Genomic DNA, 19156 nt, shown 5'->3' on the forward strand with positions numbered 1-19156 from the left:
TAAATTCGAATTAGAGCTTTATCCCTTGCGGCGGCGCAGAAGATAGGCCCGGAATGTATCAAGGAGGTCGCGGAGTGCCAGCAGCTGTCCCTGCTGCTGACTCTGATACATCGACGCAGAAGTCACTCCCGAGGGAGTCTGGCCACGCAGAGCATCCCCCACCCCGCTCACCTCGCGCATCAGGCGCAACTGTGTGTCGAGCATCTGCTGTGTGCCCACTGAATTCACAGCGGTCATCACCTGCTGCGGGCCCGGCACTCCCGGCTCGGGACGGTATATGACTATGCCGTCAGGCTCACGCAGTTTCTCAGCCACCATCGCCGCCGGCATCTGAGCCGAAAACTGATTCTCGGGAAAGAGTACCACCCCTTTTGCCGCCTGCGAAAGCATACGGTCGTTAAGAGTCATGAGCCAGTTGATGTTGTGCTGCTGGTCGATGATATCCTCGACAAACGAGTGTATCTCGCCGTCAATCATCGGATAGAAACACATTGCATAGGGATGGCGAGGGGAAGTGACGGTGTCGAGCACACGGCCGTCGGTGGTCATAAACCGGCACACCCAGCGCGAGTCGACACACAGCCGCCACTGCAACGCCGCCTCTCCTCGCCGCTCGCGCTTGCGGTTGGCTGCGCGCAGGCGCTTCTCGGCATCGGCGGCGACAAGCGTGAGCGACCCGTCGGCAGGGTCATGCACACGCAGCATGCGGCGGCACTCTCTCGACCATATCTCGAACACCCTGAGCGTAGCCGCACGCGACGAGGAGTCAAACGTAAGCGAGTCGTCGGCACTCTCTCCGGCGCGGGGCAACTGCGCATCGGGAGAAGTGTCGGCCGAATGGCGCCTGAACACCGAGCGCAACATCTGCATGCGTCCTCCGTCGCCATGAGAGAAACGCTCGACAAGGGCCGCAAGCGAAAAGTCGTGGAGCTCGCCCATCAGTTCGGCTCCTGCCCCGTCGGGGGCTGTGAGTCTGTCGATGAAGAAACGCGCCGGACTCACTATCCTCGGGAGTCCGTCCGACGGTGCTATACGCTGTATGGCGCATCCCGATATGAGGAATTCCTGAAACGTGGCCGCATCTGTCTCGACCGTATCGGCCAGCAGCGCATCGCCGGCCACACTTTCGCGGAAGCAGCCGGTAATGGTCTTTACAAGCTGACGGATGACATTGTTGGTGACAGGCGTATAGCCGTTCTCTATGAGGTAATCGCCTTCGCTGCGTACGGTGCCGTTGTCGAGCAGACATGGGTCGAGCCACTGGCGTCCGAATGTATAGCGCTTGTAGCGGAGCCGGCGCGCCCGCAGAGTAGCGCCCGACTCCCAGGCCGCGCGGGCCCGGGATAATACTGTGTCGTTCATAGTAGTTGTGTGTATGGGTTTCAGATGATTGGCTTGATGGTTGAGAGAGCGAGAGAGTCGATGCGGTAGATGCCGGGCGAATCGGTCACGGCATGACACGACAGCGGGCGCACTGTGCTACCCGGCGAGGCTGTCGGCGCTGGCGAGCATACACGCACGGCACGTCCGGTCACTACGGCCACCGGAGTCCGATGGTCCGACCTCTGCCGGCCCGAAAGCTGCAGCGACGCCCCGGGGATAGTCCCGTCGGGAATAATAAGCGCCGGAGAGCTCCATCCGGGGAGCAACAGATAGGAAAGACGCACGACATCATCCGGGAGCAAGAACCAGCCTGTGCCGTCGGAGAGAATCTCCACCTCCACACGTGCCGCGATATCTACCGGGGCGAGCATCTCCAATGGAGCCGTGCGTATAAGATTGTCGTACCAGGCCTGCATGCGCGTCTGCAGATGGGCGTCAAGGTCGATGCCGTCGAAACGCATCACGTCGCATCCCGAATTGACAGCCTCAGGGAAGGCGCGCAGACGCCACTCGGCCATCATACCGTCAAGGTCAAGAGTAAGAGCTGACATAATAATAGAAGAATTTTCATAGATTATAAGAGATAACGGAGTGAGAATTGGCTGCATCTAACATTTGAAAAGGGACCCAGGTAGAGCAATTGAAAAGGGACCCACCCCATGGGTAAGTTCAACCGGATATCGTTGATTAGAAAGAACGACATCAACGATTCCACAAAATGCTACACATGGAGGAAAAAACATCCATTATTCTGTCTCATCGCCGCGAGGGGATGAGCATCCGCGAGATAGCGCGCCGCAACGGCATGAGCCGCAAGACCGTGCGCAAGTATCTGCGCGAGTTCGAGAGAGAGGCCGGCCCGTCACCGACAGAGCGGGAGGTTGACGATTATCTGCTGACCAGGCCGAAGTATGACAGCAGCGGACGCGTCAGGCGTGTTGTGACCGATGATGTCCGCCGTCGCATCGATGGTTTTATCGCCCGCAACCGGGAGAACGTCGCTGCCGGATTGCACAAGCAGCAGATGCGCAAGCTCGATATGTGGCGACGTCTTCAGGACGATGGCGTGCGTATCGCCTATTCCACAGTATGTCAGTATGTCCGTGCGCTGGAGGCAGCGCCGAAGTCGCAAGAAAAGCCTGCAAAGGCATATATCCGTCAGGACTATGAGCCTGGATTCCGTTGCGAGTTCGACTGGGGCGTGCTTACCCTGTGGATCGGTGGAGTCAGGACTCGCCTTCACATGGCGGTATTCACCCTCGACCACAGCAATATGCGCAAGGCATATCTGTTTTCGCGCGAAGATACCCTGGCTCTTATGGAAGCCCACCGCAACTGCTTCCGGGAGTTGGGGGGCACCCCGCGCGTGATGGCCTATGACAACATGCGTACCGCCGTAAAGAAGTTCCTCGGGCGCGACCGCGAGCACACGGATGCGCTGCTGCGCATGGAGGTACACTACTGTTTCACACCCCATTTCTGCAACCCTCGCTCGGGATGGGAAAAAGGCAAGGTGGAACGTTCGGTGGAATATATCCGGCGTCGTGCATTCTCGTTCGAGGTCCGGTTTGACTCCCTGGATGCCGCGCAGACGCATCTGGCGGCAGTCTGCGACAGGCTCAACACAGAGGCGTCCAACATGTCGGCGGAAGAAAAACGCCTGCGCATACAGGCCGATCTGGCGGCGCTACGTCCGTTGGACCACGGTGACATCGGCTGCTTCGAGCAGCGGCTGTACCGCGTCGGAAAGTATTCAACGATAACCGTTGACGGAGTGCACTACTCTGTGCCCGACCGTCTGGTGGGCTCGCAGGTGGCGGTAAAGCTGTATTCCGAGCGCATCGTGGTGCTTTACGGACGCGACAAGGTGGCCAATCATGCCCGAAGCCGACGCTCCGGCGACTGGGTCATCGACCTGATGCATTATCTGGGTACATTCCTGCGCAAACCGGCCGCTCTGGGGCGGTCTGTGGCTCTGCAACAGGTACATCCGTCGGTGGCGGCGCTTTACCGCGAACACTTCCGCGAGTCTCCGCGAAGCTTCATAGAACTGCTTGTGTTCACCCGCGACAACAATCTGGCATACACTGACATCGTCCGTGCCGCCACAAGTCTTTCGTCCCGCGGGCTCCAGCGCCTCTCATCTGAACAGATACAGGCTCAGATGATCTCGGCGGAAGGACATATGCAGTCAACCGCCGATATCGCGGCAACGAACGTTCCCGACCCGCAACAGGCTGAAATAGAAAGTTCGGCAAGCCATACCCTTGACATGCTTTCATCATTTATGGAATATACCCGCGCATCGCAGGCAGACTGAATACCCCCCCAAAAAACAACCAATACACTGAATGACAATGACAGACATACATGAAACAGACCGTGACGGACTTCGGGAGCTCATTCGCTCATGCGCTTTCGACCTTAAACTCCCGCTTGTGCGGCGCGACATCGACCTGCTTATACAGCAGAGCGCCGACGAACAATGGAACCTATGGCGGTTTACAGCCGAACTGCTCCGGCGCGAAAAAGAGAACCGCTCTGAAAACCAGCGCCGTCACCGCATCAAAAACGCAGGGTTCCCGCAACTTCGCTATCTTAACGAAATCGACACCGACGCTCTGCCCGCCGATGCCCGGAAAGCGCTCCCGACACTCGAGACACTCGACTTCATCAAAAACGGACGCAACCTCATTCTATACGGCAATCCCGGAACAGGCAAGACTCATCTGGCGACAGCTCTCGGTATCGCCGCATGTAATGCCGGACACTCGGTGCTGTTCACATCCGTGCCAAGACTGCTCACGCAGATACGCGAGTGCCGCAACGCTTTGACACTCCGGTCGCTGGAAAACAAGTTCGAGAGATACGACATGGTCATCTGTGATGAGTTCGGATACGTCTCCTGCGACAAGGCCGGCGCAGAGATGCTCTTTAACCATCTCTCCCTCCGCACCGACAAGAAGACGACCGTCGTCACAACCAATCTCGCCTTCAACCGCTGGAACGAGATTATTGACGACAAAGTACTGGTCACCGCAATGGTAGACCGCCTGACCCACAAGGCTATACTGCTTAACATGACAGGCAAATCATACCGCATGAAAGAAACTCAGGAAATGATGACTCAACAAATATAATTATCTTTGCATCCCCATCCCGGGTGGTCCCCTTTTCAAATGCTATCCGGGTCCCTTTTCAAATGTTAGATACAGAATTGGCGCCATCGAGTCATGGCGCCATTCTCTGAAACAGGGAGGTTGTACAGGCTACGGCGTCACTTTACACCGATAATACGCATATGGGCCTCAGGATAACGGAGCACAAGGCAGGAAGCCTCGGTGAGCACCACGGCATCGGAGTTGCGCTGGCCGCTCTTCTTAAGGTCGAGGAGCATGGCCGAGAACGGGATGTGGGTGTACTTCTGAAGATATTCCGGGTCGATTATGATGCCGTCGTCCTCATGTCCGCAAAGGTCGAAAGTCTCGCTGTGCACCACATAGAGAGTGCCGAAGTTCGACGATATCACCTTGAGGTTGAGCCCCCAGTGCACCTCGGTCTCTACCGAGCCCATCTGCTTGACAGTGGCCTCCTTGGAAGGATTGACCAGAGTGCGCACACACTTCGAGCCGGCTATAAGCACCTTGCGTGCCGAGCCTCCGTGGCCGGTAAACGCCTGGCGGCAAAGCTCTACGAAATCGCCCGTGCACAACTGCGACGGAAGCCTGAACTCACGCGTAATCTGATGCCATATGCCCCCGGTGAAGTATACATTCCCGTCGGGACCGCTCGTCTTCCTGCGCGAGCCGAAAATGAAATTTCGCTCCATGCCCATACGCATGTCGATAATGGCCGCCTCCTGCTGGTCGGTGAATGACATGTCGGCCTGCTTGAGCGCGGATGTCAGCACTGCTCCTTGTTCAACTTGAGCCTTGAATATTTGACAGAAATTATGCTCAGGCTTAGGCACAAACGTGGTCTGAGGAGTCTGTACGTCGAGTTCGGCGGCAGCGCGCCCCATACGCACGATGGTGGATTCACCCTCGGCCTCGGTGTCGGCCACAAATCTATCGTCGGGACCGACATACTCCACCGAAAGTCCACGGATGTCGGCCTCTAATACATAAAAAGTATGCGACTTGCCGCCAGCCAGCGCCCCTGTAAGGAGCACGGTATCGGTTTTTGAAAATGCCTTGTAGTCGTTTTTTTCGACAAGCGCCATCAAAAATTCGCCGTCATTGCCGTCACTGCCGGCGACAGACTTTACCTCAGCCGATGACGGACGGCTGTCGACGGTGTAATACCTTACTTCCATCGAGCCCGACGCACGACTGCGGGCAGAACGCGAAATCTGGTCGACAGGAGTGGCCATAGGCCGTATCTTCAGCAAACGTCGGTCTATGTCAGGCAGTATCATGCCTGAGTCGATTGATTCGATTGAGGCGGCTGTGAGCGGAGTGCCTAACACATGGGTTGCGTGGGTTGTTGAAACTGTGTCCATAATAAGAAGATAAAGAGCTTGTTAGATGATTTATAGGTTATCTGAAATAAAAGTGTGTTTTCCAAGTAAGAAGAAAAAGAAAGGTTGTAAGATTACATCACATGCGGAATGTCAGTCCCACACTGAATATGCGTCGGGGAGGAAAAAAACGTCATGGGCCACGGGCTCCCCGTGCTGTCCGTCGGGATACGGTTCCTCGCCGCTGTCGGGACGGTTCAGCTCGGAAACAGCCCTTTCGTTAAGGCCTTTAAGATAGCCGCGCATGTAGGCTTCTTTCAGTGGGTTAGTCTCTACATCGGTAGTCGGCGACGGAGAATTGTCATTTGGCGGAATTGGTGTCTTGTCCATAGTCATTGATAATATTAAGATGGTTTATAAAATAGTGTCGAAGCGATATGCTGTGTATTTCGACTTCTGACATTGCAAAGATACGCTACATATTTCAATCTACAAAACATTTTCACAATTATTTTTACAATATTTTTATTGCAGTTTAACAACATACTTATTAATAGCGGTTTATCAAATTTTCTACATGTACATGGCCATGATTCACAAAAATAAACTATCTTTGTGAAAACCTTAATCCCTACTGATATGAACGTAGTCGACCGATTTCTACAATATGTAAAGTTTGACACTCAGAGCGACGAACTTACCAACATGTGGCCATCGACCCCCGGCCAGATGATATTTGCCCAGCATCTCGAACAGGAATTGCAGAAAATGGGCCTTACCGAGATTACGCTTGACGACAACGGATACCTCATGGCGACCCTGCCGGCCAACACCACGCGCCATGTGCCGACTATCGGCTTCATCGCCCACCTCGACACATCGCCCGACATTAGCGGACGCCACGTAAATCCGCGCATCGTCGACAACTACGACGGACAGCCCATCACGCTCAACGCTGAAAAGGGTATCGTGCTCAGCCCGAGAGAATTCCCCGAGCTCGACCACTACAAGGGGCAGTCGCTTATAGTAACCGACGGCACCACACTGCTCGGAGCCGACGACAAGGCGGGAATCGCCGAAATAATCACCGCAGTGGCCTACCTGCAGCAGCATCCCGAAATCGAACATGGCAAAATACGCATCGCCTTCAATCCCGACGAAGAGATTGGTCAGGGAGCGCACAAATTTGATGTAGAGCAGTTTGGCGCCGACTGGGCATATACCATGGACGGAGGCGAAATCGGCGAACTCGAATATGAGAACTTCAACGCCGCAGTGGCCAAGGTGACATTTACCGGACGAAACGTACACCCCGGGTATGCCAAACACAAGATGATCAACTCACAGCGCATCGCCAACCAGTTTATGTCGATGCTGCCCCGATGGGAGACCCCCGAGCATACCGAGGGATATGAAGGATTCTACCACCTCATCGCCACCGAAGGCAATGTGGAGAAGACCACCATCACATACATAATACGCGACCATGACCGCGACCGATTCGAACGCCGCAAAAAAGAGCTGGAGCATCTGGTAAGAAAAATCAACAACGAGTTCCCCAACTGCGTCTCCATAGAGATAAAGGATCAGTACTACAACATGCGCGAGAAAATCGAACCCGTAAAATATGTGATCGACATCGCCGAGGAAGCCATGCGCAACGTAGGCGTGACACCCATCGTAGTGCCTATACGCGGAGGGACAGACGGAGCGCAGCTGTCGTTCAAGGGTCTACCCTGCCCCAACATATTCGCCGGAGGCCTCAACTTCCACGGACGCTATGAATTTGTGCCCATCCCCTCGATGGAGAAAGCCACGGAAGTGATAATAGAAATCGCAAGGCTCGTAGCCAACCGATAGCCAGACAACCGCCACATGCCTGCCGCCTTCAATCGACGACCGGCGCTACAATAGCCCCCTAAACATACATGTCATAATCCATCCCCGCAAATCATCGGGATGGATTATGACATCTGTTTCTGTCGGTACGGGAATCCTGAAAAAATCCCGTTAAAACCCACCGTATTATCCGCCACTCATCCATATGAAACCTCTGCTTATCGTAGTGACCGGCCCAACCGGCTCGGGCAAGACATCGCTCGCCATAGAAATCGCGCAGACTCTGCACTGCGATATAATATCGGCCGATTCGCGACAGCTGTTCCGCGACATCCCCATCGGCACTGCCGCCCCATCGCCAGAGGAACTTGCCGCCGCGCGCCACCATTTCATCGGCACTCTGGCGCTCGACGAATACTACAGCGCGGCACGCTTCGAGGAGGATGTGATGGCACTGCTCCCCCGGCTTTTCCAGCGCGACGGATGCGCGGTGATGTGCGGCGGCTCAATGATGTATGTCGACGCCGTATGCCGCGGTATCGACGAGTTGCCCACCGTATCCCCACAAGTGCGCGCCGACACTCTCGCGCTCTACCAACGGGATGGACTCGAAGGACTGCGCGCCACTCTGCGCAATCTCGACCCCGAGTATCTGGCCGGAGCCGACCTGTCGAATCCGCGGCGCCTCATCCACGCCATAGAGATAAGCATCGAAGCAGGGGTGCCCTACTCGTCGCTGAGGGTAGGAGCCGTAAGGGAGCGCCCGTTCCGCACTCTCAAATTCATAATCGACCATCCGCGCGAAGTGCTATTCAGCCGCATCAACACAAGGGTTGACCGCATGATGGCCGACGGACTGCTCGACGAGGCCCGCAAGGTATATCCGATGCGCAGTCTCAACTCGCTCAACACTGTAGGATTCAAAGAAATGTTTGCATATCTCGACGGTGAGATGGACTACGACACCGCAGTGGCCCGCATCAAGAAAAACACCCGTGTATATGCCAAGAAACAGCTCACATGGCTCAAACGCGACCCGTCGGTGATACATCTCGACCCGTCGCACCCGCTGCTTCCCCAGGCCATGGCGCAAATCGGTCCGGCAATGCCCTCTCCACCAACCGACCGGCCTGAGATTTGAGGCCGCTCCGACAACAATACATCATATTTTTTTCGTTACTTTTTTGGCAATATTGAGTAATTTATGCAATTTTGCATTACGAACTCAATCCTCATAACCAAATATTATCGTATCCTGATGTGATTCACACCATCCGGTTCGCCGGTGGAAAGGCTATGAAAATTACAATGTCCCGAATCATATCGTATCATTTAACCAATCGTATAATTTCCAAGAAAATGAGCAAGAAATTCATCTGTACAGTCTGCGGCTACGTTCACGAAGGTGACGCAGCTCCCGAAAAGTGTCCCCAGTGTGGTGTGCCCGCATCCAAGTTCAAGGAACTCGACGAGACAGCACTTCTCCAGTTTGTAACCGAGCACGTAATCGGCATCGCCAAAGATACCGACGACCAGATGCGCGCCGACCTCAACGCACACTTCATGGGTGAGTGCACCGAAGTAGGCATGTACCTTGCCATGTCGCGTCAGGCCGACCGCGAAGGCTATCCCGAAGTAGCCGAGGCTTTCAAGCGCTATGCATTTGAAGAAGCCGAGCACGCAGCCAAGTTTGCCGAACTCCTCGGCGACGTAGTGTGGGACACCAAGACCAACCTCGAAAAGCGCATGGCTGCAGAAGCCGGTGCCAACGCCGACAAGATGCGCATCGCCAAGCGCGCCAAGGAACTCAACCTCGACGCCATCCACGACACCGTACATGAAATGGCCAAGGACGAGGCTCGCCACGGACAGGGCTTCCAGGGTCTCTACAACCGTCACTTCAAAAAGTAAGACGGATATAAGCTACTTTTAAACAGTTGCTTATCCGCATCCGATACGTTCAGCGGCGATATCTCCAGGAGATATCGCCGCTGTTCTTTTGCTGACTTAAGAACTTGTCTAAAGTACGTCGGATTTTCAGGGTCTAAAGCGCGTCGGAGGGTGTATGTACCCTCCCCTTGCCACGCGTGAAACATCTGTATCCGATGGCGTCGTGAGGACAGCGGTGATAGCATGCCAGACACATCGTGCAGTCACTGCCCCATCGCGGACAACTGCCGTCGACCGTGATATTATCCATCGGACACACCGACGAGCAGACTCCGCATGAATTGCATTTTCCTCGGTCAACACGAAATCCGCGCGGCGACATAAGAAACGCATTGAAGAGCGGGCGCAATATGTGGCTTTTCGCCCACGGCATACTGCCCGGCGTCACCTGCCTCATGCCGTCGGCACGGTTGTCGGCTATGCGCGAGGCTATTGCCTCAATGCCGGCAGAGGCACTGTCGAGCTTATCAGCCGCGAGCTCGGCCGAATCCGTATCAAATCCGGGCAGACACACATATGTGTTGGGCATCGTCAGAGAGAAGACTCCACCCACTCGCCATCCGCGGGCTCGTATCATAGCGGCCCAGAGACGGTCGGTGCGGCCTATATCGTCGCCGCATGTAGCCACCATATGGTGCACAGAGCCGGCACCACCATCCGGAGTGTCAGACGCAAGCCTCTCGATAAACTCCTCAACCACACGCGGCACACCCCACGCATGTACCGGAAACACCCACACCGAGGCCTCGTCGGGAGTCGGTGGCTCAGCCGCATGGGCATTGTCAATCTCACGGCGAGTAATGCGGCATATCTCCATGCCGAGGGCCTTTCCGAGGGCTATGGCCGCCGCGCGCGAATTGCCCTGTCCCGAAAAGTAGTATACCATAAGTCGCGAGGTTATCTTATAGTCACCTGTGTGGCTCCGAAGCCGTATTCGCGAAACGAGGCATCCTGCACCTCACACGACTTGTACTTATAGGAAAGTTCCTTCAGTATGGCCTTGCGCAGCACTCCCTCGCCCTTGCCGTGGATGAATACAATCTTGCGCCCCTTGGCAGCGCGGTTCTCCTCCATCACACGGTTGAACTCGTGCAACTGCACCTGAAGCATGTCGGCATTGTCGAGCCCGGCAGTGTTGTCTAGCAACTCCGATATGTGCAGGTCGACCACAATCGGCTCATTGACGTTCTTGCGGTCGTTGCGGCTCACACGACGTGCCTGAGGCTGCTCGTCGCCGCGACGCTTGGAACGCATGGCATCCTCCAGACGGCCCGAGTCGATGACCACCGGACGCTGCGGCACGTCGTTGCGGGTGATGTCGATTGCGATTACGGGAGTGTCGAAATATACGTTGTCGCGGAAGCAGTGAAGTTTGAAAAACTTAGTCGTGTCGATGGAATGCTCGACGGCCACAGGCGATTTCAGACGGAACTCACGTCCGGACTTGTAAGCCACGTACTGTACGCTCACGCGGTCCATCGCCACGAGGTCGTCGCGGGTGATATGCTGTACCGGCACCTGCATGTGTGGCTCGATTGCCTCGGCAAAACGCAGAGTCCACCCCTTGTCGCTGTCGGAGCGTGTGAGGTAGGTGAGAAACAGCGTATAGTTTGAGTCGTTGACTATGTATGCGTCATACTCGGTAGTGTTGAGATGGCGCGGCTCCTCGGCCTCGAAAGCGAGCACGATGTTGAGCATCTCTCCCTCGGGAGTATCATCTGGGTCGGGGGCAGGCTCAGGCTTGGGCGATATCGTGCCCTTTCCGGCAAATCCTTCGGGAGCTACCTTTCCGACCGTAGGGTCATATACGGGCTTCTCCTTCGACGGAGCTTTCTCCTTCTTGCCTTTCAACTCTTTCTCCCACCAGCGGTCGCCGGAGGAAGCGCTCTGACCGGCTCCGCTCTTTGCCGCGCGTGCCGCCGGAGCCGCCTGCTGTGCCGGCACCACTACCACACATTCGCGCAGAAGCACCGGAGTCTCGAAGCCGTCTTCGTCAACATAGGCCACCTGGCCCTCAATCCTTACCACTCGGCCGCCACCTACCGAATTGAGGTAGCGCACCATATCTCCTATCTGTGCCATATATATTTCTGTTTTTTAGAGCTTGTTTAATAATACATGCCTCAGAAGCGGTCGCCCCAATGAGGCCGGTAGGGACGCGTGTAGTAATATGTGCGTCCCTCCTTCTCAAAAGGTATAACCCAATTGCGGCTGCAATATTGTGAGCCGAAATCATATATATTGAAATGCTGCGACTCCGCACTCTCAGCCTTGCCGACATAGAGCCGGGCCCATCCCGGAGATTCGGGGAACACCGCATCGGCGGGAGGCATAAGCGCAACAGAGCCTATTGTGAGGTATTTTGTTTCAAATTTCAACGCCTTGCACGGCCGGAAGTTCGCCCAGTCGATTGCCGCCGCAGAGGCGGGAAGATTGATAAGCGGGCAATCCTTCTTATAGTACAGGCGCAATCCATAGTGAGTGTAATCGTCCTCCGGGCGAAGATAGCGCACACGCGAGAACACCCACAGAGGCAGGCGGCTGTCGTCGGGCATGTCGTAGCACACAATGCCGTCGGGCGACGCGGCATAGAGCGAGCGCAGCTCACTGTCGGCCTTCCAGCCGATATAGCTGTAACGGTCTACCTCAACCATCTGGACGACAGCCGACATTCCGAGCGACAGAGCGACAAGGCCTCCGTCCACAAGACTGACACGATATCGCCCTACAGGGTCGTACCATTGCCATAAAGCTATAAGGGCAAAAATCTGTGAGAACCAGCCGCTGCGCCCCACAATCCCCCCGACAGCCACAAACGCCAGACCTGCGATGGCGCTTACGACCCACATGCCCCGGTCGGACACCATCACCCGGCGCAATCTATCGCGGCCGTTACGGCTCATCAGCGACATGAGTATCACAAAAAGCAGAATCAGGGTAATCGGAGCCGACTTGAGCACCACCACCCACCATACATCGTCGGGGGAACTCCCGCCGACAGCGCGCATGATAATGCCCGGAGAAAGAGCGGCCACAGCCGCCCCGGCAAAAAACGCCCCGAGCATCCATCGCAGCTGACGCGACATCCGTCGCCATCCGCCTGAGGATATATCGCCCCGCATCCATGCCGTCCACACAATGCCCGCGCAGAGCGACAGTGTGGCGGCCTCATGAATCATGCCCGCAAAGAGGCAGAACATAGCCACACATGCGGTAGTAATGAGCCCCGAGCGGTCGGATATACTCCCCACTCTTCCGAGCCATCCGCGGCCGTCATGCCGTAGCATTACTAAAACCGCAAGCGGCATAGCCGTGGCCCATACGTAGTTGAAATTGACATCAATGAGCGAAAAAGAGTCCCACCATGGAAACAGAAACGCGATTACGGCAATCACCACGGTGGCTGCCACTCCTCTCCCCTTGCAAGGGAACAGGCGACAGAAGTAAAGCACGAAAAGGTACATGGCCCCTACAGCCATACCGCACATCACCGACACCATCCAATGCGGGAGGATGCCCATGAAGAGCGACGCAAACAGGTTGGCCGACCGGCCGTTGGTGTACATCCAGTGGCGCGCCCAATATCGCGGGAACTCCCACACTGCATATGCCCCGGTACCAATCCCGTCGGCACGCCTGAGTATGGAGGTGTATATCAGGTCGTCGCCCATTGGCAATGTGAATATATACATCACACTCCATGCCACGGCAAGAGCCGCGACCACCGATAGCACCCACAGTGTAGGGATATTTATATATGATTTCTGTCGGTCGGACATTTCAGAGATTGTCTCAGATTCACGGCATGCGCAAAACATGCACTAACATTACCTCGTCTGAATTACTTTACTTACTTCTACAAATTTAGCCACTTTCACAGATACTCGCAATAAAAAACATTGAGATAGCCCATCGGTCATTACAGATATTTCATTAATTTTGTCTGTATGGGTAATCTTATCTCTACCACCAGCATGCTTAACCTTTCAAATATGTGCAAATTTAGTATAATCCAACGATTTACTGTTGCCGTAATTATGGCCATCGCGTTTCTGACAATATCGCAGGGAGCAGAGGCACGCGACATCAGAATGATGAGTTATAACATCCGCAATGCCACCGGGCTCGACGGTAAAATCGACACAAGGAGGATAGCCTCGGTCATCGACAGTGTGGCGCCTGATGTTGTCGCCATTCAGGAAATCGACAGCATCACCGGGCGTAGCCACGGCCGTAACCTTCTGGCCGAAATCGCTGGCTACGCCGGAATGCGTCATGTCTATGCTCCGGCAATAGATTTCGACGGGGGCAAGTATGGCATCGGCATCATATGCAAGGAGAAACCGATAAAAGAGATAAGGGTCGCTCTTCCCGGACGTGAGGAGCATCGTGCGCTTCTCGCTGTCGAGTTTAAGGATTACATATTTGCATGCACTCACCTTTCGCTCACCGAACAGGACCGTCTCGCATCGCTGACCCGGATAGACAGCGTGGCTTCGCTGTCCGACAAACCGTTTTTCATAGCCGGCGATTTCAACTCACATCCGGGTGACCGGTTCATGGAGCGGTTCACCAAGAAATTCGACATTCTTTCAACCACGGAAGAGATGTCGTTTCCGGCTGACAAGCCTGTTGAGCTGCTCGATTACATTGCCGTAAAGAAAGGTACCCCCGAAATTGCCGGAACGAGAAAGAGCAATGTTGTCGAGGAGCCTGTGGCTTCGGACCACAGACCGGTATATGCCTGTGTGACAATGAAGCAACGCCACGACAAGATAATCCGTGTCAAGCCATATCTCCAGAATCCGACCGACGGCGGCATAACGGTTATGTGGCAGACAAGCGTACCCTCCACCGGTGTGGTGGAGTACGGCACATCGCCCGACAGCATGACACGCGAGCGCACTCTTCTCGACGGACAGGCCGACTGGGGCACTATGCACAAGGTGCGTCTCAGCGGACTCAAGCCCGGCCGGAAATACTATTATCGGGTAATCTCGCGCGAGATACTCCGGTATGGCGCTTACCGCAAAACGTTTGGCGACTCAGCCACAAGCGAGCTGAAGTCGTTTACACTTCCATCGCCTGCATCAACGGATTTCACGGCCATTGTATTCAACGACCTCCATCAGCATTCCGAGACATTCAAGGCCCTATGCAAACATATCAAGAAGGTGGACTATGACTTTGTGGTGTTCAACGGCGACTGTATAGATGACCCGCAGAGCCATGCCCAGGCGACACGCTTTCTCAAGGAACTCAACAAAGGAGTTGGGGCCGACAGTGTGCCGGTGTTCTATATCCGCGGCAATCATGAGATACGAGGCGCATTTTCGACCGGTCTGCGCGATTTGTTTGATTATGCGGGAGGGAAGGTTTATTCGGCATTCAACTGGGGCGACACACGTTTTGTGATTCTCGACTGCGGAGAGGACAAACCCGATACCACGAGCGTATACTACGGCATGAACGATTTCACCCGTCTGCGTCAGGATCAGGTACAATTTCTTAAAGAGGAATTAAAGACAAAAGAGTTCAAGAAATCAGGCAAGAAGGTGCTGCTGCACCACGCCCCGGTATATGGACTCGATGTCAGCTACACCGATTACAATCCGTGTCTTGAAATGTGGGGCCCTATTTTAGAGAAGGCGCCTTTCGATGTGGCAATCAATGCCCATACCCACAAGTATGCATTTCATCCGCGCGGCAGCCGGGGCAACAACTATCCGGTAGTAGTGGGCGGAGGTTATAAGATGGACAGTGCCACCGTCATGATTTTAAGCCGCAAAGGGTCGGAACTCCGCCTGAAAGTACTGAACACCAAAGGCGATGTCCTCCTTGACAAACTAATGTAAACCGCGCACTCCGCTCACCATGGAATGAAAAGATAGACAAGTTGGCAGAAAAACAAGTTTGGTTCAGTTTTAGATATATACATATAATAAACTGAACCAAAACAATCGATAATATAAGCCAAACTCACTGTATAGATTAGATTATGCTCCAATCTATAGTTACTTGCCGGAGGCGGCCCAGCGGATGATGTTGCCGAAGAGTTTGCGCGCAGGTTCGGCCGCCGGCTCCGGCGACAGAAGGGGCTCACACAGGCGAAGGGTGGTATAAAGCACCCTGCCTTTGCCACAAGGAGTCTCGCCCATTGCAGTGCCGAGATGGAACGGCCACGAACGGTAGGCACCGGCTATGAAACGCTCGTCGGCTATCTTGAATCCAAGGCGGCTGTTTCCTTCCTTTACGAGCTCCTGATATGGCCAGTTCATGGCGGTATTGACAGGCAATCCGCTCAGTACGGGATGGTCGGTGACGAAATGAACTCCTCCTACCCAATCGGTGCCGACAGTGAAGTTGCTCTCATACCCTATGCCGGCGGCAGGATTGAGAAACTGCATCCACGACTCGGGCGACTTCAGCAGAAGCAGTGTCGTGCCGTCGGACACCGCACGGTCGACAACCGACTCGGGAGCAATCTCCGACGTGCCGGGCATAGTCCACACGAGTCTGACCTTTCCGTCGGGACGCGTCTGGCGGTACTGTACCATGATGTCGACTTTCTCACCCTTTTCGAAATAAAACGGCGATGTAAACGATGCCTCCTTGTTGTTACCCCAATCGTCGGCTATGCGCTGTCCTTTGACCTCCATGCGAACACCTCTGTCGGTATTTATCCCTATCAGATAATTGCCCGACTCGGGAGCAACGAGCGTACCCTCCCATATTGCCGAGAATTCCTGGTTGGCCGGAATAAGAGGGTCGGGCTGTGCTCCGCCTACAAACCGGCGGTCGAGGCAGTTGTCGGACGATGTGCCTGCCGGAGCGAAAATGTCGTTGTCGTGAAACCACGTAACCCGGAATGCCGGACCGGAGGCATTGTCAAAGTACCCCACAGGTATCGGCGTGGCCTCGTCAAGGGCCGGACGTGTGACTATAAGCCAGTCGAGACGCTCCATCGAAGGGTCGTACGCAGGGAGCTCACGACCGGTAACGGACTTATAGTACCGCGCCACAGGGTCGTCAGGCTCTCCGTATATCGCCCCGCGTCCGGGCAGAGCGGCTTCGTCGGGCACCAGACCGAGCACTTCTTCATATCCGTCGGCCACAGTGCGCCCCGAGGCATCGGTCAGACGGGCGGATATGGTGTATAGTCCGTCGCCCCCTTTCAGCTCAAGAGGCTCAGCCTCGGCAAGCAGCTGTCCGAATGTATCGCCTCCCGCCACCTCGACATCGCGTGAAAGCAATCTTCTCTTTTCTCCGTCCGGTGCCGTACTCTCGACGACAAGGGTAAAACGACCGTTTAGATCCGCCTCATTGACTATATGGAAGTCGACTTCGACAGTGCCCGGTAGCCTCACAAACTGTGTGCGCGGCGATACCGCCACATATAGCGGGCGTGTAAAGCGCGCTATCGTATTGACATTGCCTTTGCAGTTGCGGTAATTGTCGACAACACCCGAATGATTGTCGTAAAGCATCGACTCCCATCCGTTGATGACATATGCATCGCCGAGATTTCCCATGCGCATGCCCTGAATGCGGCGCCCCTGGTGGTAAAGCTGAATGTCGCCGAGCGAGCGTGTCAGTGAATCAAGATTACCGAAGCCGGCTGCAAGATTTTTGCGGCGGAAATAACTGTGCCACTCCCTTGCCTGGTCGCGCCAGAAAGCGCCGTCCCATCCGTCGGTGCCGGAAGAGTCAATCGCACGTTCGATGAGAGCGATACGCGGAGGGGTGGATATGGCGCCCTCCTCGCCGCGCATATATACTTCAGTATGATTGTCGCAATACATCAGTTGGTCGATCGGATTGCGATACAGGGCGTCGTGCCATGTGGCAGGGCCTCCGGCGCGATGATTATCATACCAGCCACGGAAATATGGCACGGGGTCGAACGGACGCATGTGGAACTTCGAGTCCTCCTCACTCTTTTCATTGGAAGCCCAGCCTGAGGTAAGCGTCATCACACGCGACGGGTCGATTGACCGGGCCTCGACAAGATCGGCACGCCGCTTTGCCATCAGAGCCGTATCGGCGGCACGCACTCCGCCGAGTTCGTTTATAAGATTGTAGATTACCAGCGAAGGATGGGAGCGGTCGCGCTTTACCATGCGCTTCAGCTTGGTGTTGACAATCGCGCGTATGAAGGGGTCGTGGTCGGCAGAGTGTATTGCGCCCGGCTCTTCGTAGTATAGTATACCCATCGAGTCGGCCTGTTCGAGCACTACCGGAGAGCCAATCGACCGATGGAAATTGAGCATATTGAGCCCCATGGACTTAGCTACGGCAATCTGCTTGCGTGCCATATCCGGCCGCGCATGCAGTCCGGTGGCCGGCCAGTAGCCCCAGCTTATCGCCGAGCGCAGCATCACGCGCCTGCCGTTGAGCCTCAGTACGGCCTCCTCGCCGATACCATCGGGCGAGAACCACCGGAAACCGAAAGTGCGCCTGTCGCTGTCGACCGGTCGCTTGCCGTCGGACAAGGTAACATCACACTGATACAGTTCGGGCGAATCGATGTCCCACAGACGCGCGTCGGGCACATCAATCTCCAGTTCCACGCTGTTGTCGCCAGGCTCCAGATACAACTTGCGCGAGCCGCGTGCCACCACCTTGTCCGACACGTTCTTTGGTGTAACAGTATACCCGACAGTACGCACTGCCACCTTGGGACTTGTGTTACGCACATTCACTATCGCTTTCACGCGGGTTGGCACAGGCTGATTCTGCATATATATGTCCTCGATGTATACCGCGTCGACAACATCGAGCCTGACCCTGCCGACAAGACCACCGAATCCGCGTCCGGGCGGAATCTTGTAATCACCCCAGCGCATCTGAGTAAAATCCTGCCAGTGGAAATTACCTCCGGGATTGGTGACACGCACTGCAAGAGTGTGTGTTTTGCCCGGGACGAGGGCATCGGTAATGTCGACGTCAAAAGGCGACTCGCCGATGATGTCGTAGCCGACAAGCCGACCGTCGAGATACACCTCGGCACGCATTCTCACCGACTCGAAGTGAAGCATGGCACGGCGTCCTTTCAGATTCCCCGGCACACTGACGGTGGTGAACCACCAGCTCACGCCCTTGAAATCGTCGGGCGAAGGACGCTTCGATGTCGTAAGATACTCCTCGACTGTGCCCGGCACACTCACACTGACGGCATTTTCGGGGGTAAGCATCTCCCACCCTCCTGTAGGTGCGTTCACCGGCAGATACTCTATAGAAGTTATCTCTTCAGGCAGATAAAGCCTGTCGTGTTCCCACGATGCGGCGGTATCGCGCATCATATGCCAGCGCGGGCCGTCAAGCGAAAGAGTGTAGCGCGGCGAAGAGGCCGACGGCATGGAGTGGCCCGACGCTGAAAGCATGGCCGCAACGGCCAATACAATGGTCTTTAAGGTTCTCATGTTTTAATAATTTTCGATAACTGATATATCGCAAAGATAGTGATTTATCTGCTACGATGCATCCTGCTCTAATGATTTTCAGTTGCAATACGACAGTTTTTAC

General features: G+C 55.2%; 14 protein-coding genes. 6 read left to right on the forward strand and 8 right to left on the reverse strand.

The features are described from left to right. Positions 1-18: 18 nt before the first annotated feature. Both ADH68_RS01690 and ADH68_RS01695 read right to left on the reverse strand, forming a co-directional pair. Entirely contained in the window at positions 19-1362 is a 1344-nt protein-coding gene (locus tag ADH68_RS01690) for a portal protein (protein ID WP_068960061.1), read from the reverse strand. A gap of 20 nt (positions 1363-1382) precedes the next feature. After that, positions 1383-1934 (reverse strand): hypothetical protein, encoded by a 552-nt coding sequence (locus tag ADH68_RS01695; RefSeq protein WP_133165742.1) that lies wholly within the window; start codon positions 1932-1934, stop codon positions 1383-1385. 167 nt (positions 1935-2101) lie between these two features. On the opposite strand from ADH68_RS01695, the gene istA reads away from it, so the two are divergent. Both istA and istB read left to right on the forward strand, forming a co-directional pair. Continuing rightward, positions 2102-3703 carry an IS21 family transposase gene (gene istA / locus ADH68_RS01700; RefSeq protein ID WP_068959738.1) on the forward strand — a complete coding sequence of 534 codons (1602 nt, stop codon included), beginning with the start codon at positions 2102-2104 and terminating at the stop codon, positions 3701-3703. Positions 3704-3740: 37 nt separating this feature from the next. Further along, the gene (istB, locus tag ADH68_RS01705; RefSeq protein WP_068961956.1) at positions 3741-4523 is read left to right on the forward strand and encodes an IS21-like element helper ATPase IstB; all 783 of its coding nucleotides are present in this window, start codon (positions 3741-3743) and stop codon (positions 4521-4523) included. 137 nt (positions 4524-4660) lie between these two features. Here the strand turns inward: istB and ADH68_RS01710 are convergent, their stop codons facing one another. Both ADH68_RS01710 and ADH68_RS01715 read right to left on the reverse strand, forming a co-directional pair. Then, a complete protein-coding gene (locus ADH68_RS01710; protein WP_068960059.1) occupies positions 4661-5884 on the reverse strand; it encodes an SU10 major capsid protein in 1224 nt (407 codons plus the stop codon). A 111-nt stretch (positions 5885-5995) separates the two neighbouring features. Beyond that, positions 5996-6232 carry a hypothetical protein gene (locus ADH68_RS01715; RefSeq protein WP_068960058.1) on the reverse strand — a complete coding sequence of 79 codons (237 nt, stop codon included), beginning with the start codon at positions 6230-6232 and terminating at the stop codon, positions 5996-5998. A 249-nt stretch (positions 6233-6481) separates the two neighbouring features. Here ADH68_RS01715 and pepT point away from each other — a divergent pair, with 249 nt between their 5' ends. The 3 genes from pepT (at position 6482) to ADH68_RS01730 (ending at position 9592) form a co-directional block, all read left to right on the forward strand. Beyond that, the gene (pepT, locus tag ADH68_RS01720) at positions 6482-7702 is read left to right on the forward strand and encodes a peptidase T (RefSeq protein ID WP_068960057.1); all 1221 of its coding nucleotides are present in this window, start codon (positions 6482-6484) and stop codon (positions 7700-7702) included. A gap of 184 nt (positions 7703-7886) precedes the next feature. Further along, positions 7887-8822 carry a tRNA (adenosine(37)-N6)-dimethylallyltransferase MiaA gene (miaA, locus tag ADH68_RS01725; protein WP_068960056.1) on the forward strand — a complete coding sequence of 312 codons (936 nt, stop codon included), beginning with the start codon at positions 7887-7889 and terminating at the stop codon, positions 8820-8822. A 218-nt stretch (positions 8823-9040) separates the two neighbouring features. Next, a complete protein-coding gene (locus ADH68_RS01730) occupies positions 9041-9592 on the forward strand; it encodes an NADH peroxidase (protein ID WP_068960055.1) in 552 nt (183 codons plus the stop codon). 133 nt (positions 9593-9725) lie between these two features. Here ADH68_RS01730 and ADH68_RS01735 read toward each other — a convergent pair whose 3' ends face one another. Genes ADH68_RS01735 through ADH68_RS01745 form a run of 3 tightly spaced genes read right to left on the reverse strand, consistent with a single transcriptional unit; the run spans position 9726 to position 13410 of the window. Next, positions 9726-10517, reverse strand: a complete 792-nt coding sequence (locus tag ADH68_RS01735; RefSeq protein ID WP_068960054.1) for an EFR1 family ferrodoxin — start codon at positions 10515-10517, stop codon at positions 9726-9728. 11 nt (positions 10518-10528) lie between these two features. Further along, complete coding sequence (locus ADH68_RS01740; protein ID WP_068960053.1) at positions 10529-11713, reverse strand: DUF2027 domain-containing protein; 1185 nt, start codon at positions 11711-11713, stop codon at positions 10529-10531. 41 nt (positions 11714-11754) lie between these two features. Then, complete coding sequence (locus ADH68_RS01745; protein ID WP_068960052.1) at positions 11755-13410, reverse strand: hypothetical protein; 1656 nt, start codon at positions 13408-13410, stop codon at positions 11755-11757. Between the two features lie 258 nt (positions 13411-13668). Here ADH68_RS01745 and ADH68_RS01750 point away from each other — a divergent pair, with 258 nt between their 5' ends. Continuing rightward, positions 13669-15486 (forward strand): metallophosphoesterase, encoded by a 1818-nt coding sequence (locus ADH68_RS01750; protein ID WP_088294841.1) that lies wholly within the window; start codon positions 13669-13671, stop codon positions 15484-15486. Positions 15487-15645: 159 nt separating this feature from the next. Here ADH68_RS01750 and ADH68_RS01755 read toward each other — a convergent pair whose 3' ends face one another. Then, positions 15646-19053: a PA14 domain-containing protein gene (locus tag ADH68_RS01755; protein WP_084273933.1), complete on the reverse strand. Its 3408-nt coding sequence runs from the start codon at positions 19051-19053 to the stop codon at positions 15646-15648. Positions 19054-19156 lie beyond the last annotated feature (103 nt).

Origin of the sequence: Muribaculum intestinale (genome assembly GCF_002201515.1) — a bacterium.
Taxonomy (GTDB): Bacteria; Bacteroidota; Bacteroidia; order Bacteroidales; family Muribaculaceae; genus Muribaculum; species Muribaculum intestinale.